Annotated in this window: 1 protein-coding gene; it reads right to left on the bottom strand. The window is 71.0% G+C overall.

Annotated features, from left to right (window positions below):
* Positions 1-1,300, bottom strand: a 1,300-nt coding sequence (locus B1964_RS14305; RefSeq protein ID WP_253194001.1) for a ComEC/Rec2 family competence protein, incomplete at its 3' end; no start/stop codon positions are given.
* Positions 1,301-1,302: the final 2 nt, after the last annotated feature.

The raw sequence follows: 1,302 nt of genomic DNA on the forward strand, positions 1-1,302 counted from the left end.
TCATCCACCACACCTCCGGTGCCATGGCGCGGATCAGCAACTCCGACACCATCATCGGGATTCCGTCCCCCCTTCCGAACGCCCCGATCAGCGCTGCCGCGGTGCCGACGATCCCGACGACGGCCACCACGGGCGCAACCGCCACGTTCGCCAGCACGGTGACCAGACTGAGGGTGCCGGACAGGTACGCGATCATCGGGGAGGTGGTCACCGCGGCGGCAACGGCCATCGCCGTCACCTCGGCGATCCCGGCGGGCACCCGGACCGCGCGCAGCGCATCCCGGATACCCGGGGCGACCATCACGAGGCCCGCCGTGGCAACGACCGACAGCACGAATCCCGGTTCTCGGGCCAGCTCCGGCCACCACAACACGCCCCCGATGACGGCCGCGCCGAGCGCGGGCAACGCCTGCGAACGCCGCGAACTCAGCAATGCCAGCAGGCCCACCCCACCCATCATCGCCGCGCGCAGCACGCTCGGTGACGGACGCACGAGGATGACGAAGCCGACGATCGTCAGGGCACCGGCGACGGCCACGACCTTCGGTGACGCGCCGGCCAACCGGAACGCGAAGATCACCGCGCCGCACACCACCGCGAAGTTGGCGCCGGAGACCGCGGTCAGATGGAGCAGACCGGCAGCCCGGAAGTCGTCGCGAACCTCCGACGACAGCGCGCTCTCGTCGCCGAGGACCAGACCCGGGAACAATCCCGACGCCTCCGGCGACAACGCCCGTACGGCGCTGCGCTGCAACCGTTCCCGGATGTGACCGGCGACCCGCTGGTGCGGCGGGGGCCGTCCCAGCAACGTCGGTGCCCCCGACTCCGTCACCCGCGCGACGACGAGTTCTCCCGGCGGCGGCGGACGTACGGTCACCAGGACCCGCACACGTTGCCCCGGAAGCACACCCGCCCATGACTGTGCCCGACCAACGAGTTCGGCCCCTGCCGTGGACACCGATCGCCGTGCGACGGCGTCGATCTCGACCCGGGCCCGCACCATCCCCGCCGCGGCGGGACCGAACGCCACCGGGTCCTCACGCAGCGTCAGCCACATCGTCGCCTTGCCGTGCATCTCGTGCACCGGATGACGGTCACGGATTTCCAGCCGCAACGCCATCGCCGTCGCACACGTGGCAGCGAGCACCGCACACACCACTGCCGGGCCGGCGATCTTCCATCCCAGGCGACGCGTCCGCCACATCAGCACGACGACGACCGCGACCACCGTCGAGGACACCGCGATCATCACCGCCACGCGCACCGTGGCGCCGAGGCATACCGCCGTGATGATCCACACCA

Source organism: Gordonia sp. i37 (assembly GCF_002043085.1).
In the GTDB taxonomy this organism is placed as follows: Bacteria; Actinomycetota; Actinomycetes; order Mycobacteriales; family Mycobacteriaceae; genus Gordonia; species Gordonia polyisoprenivorans.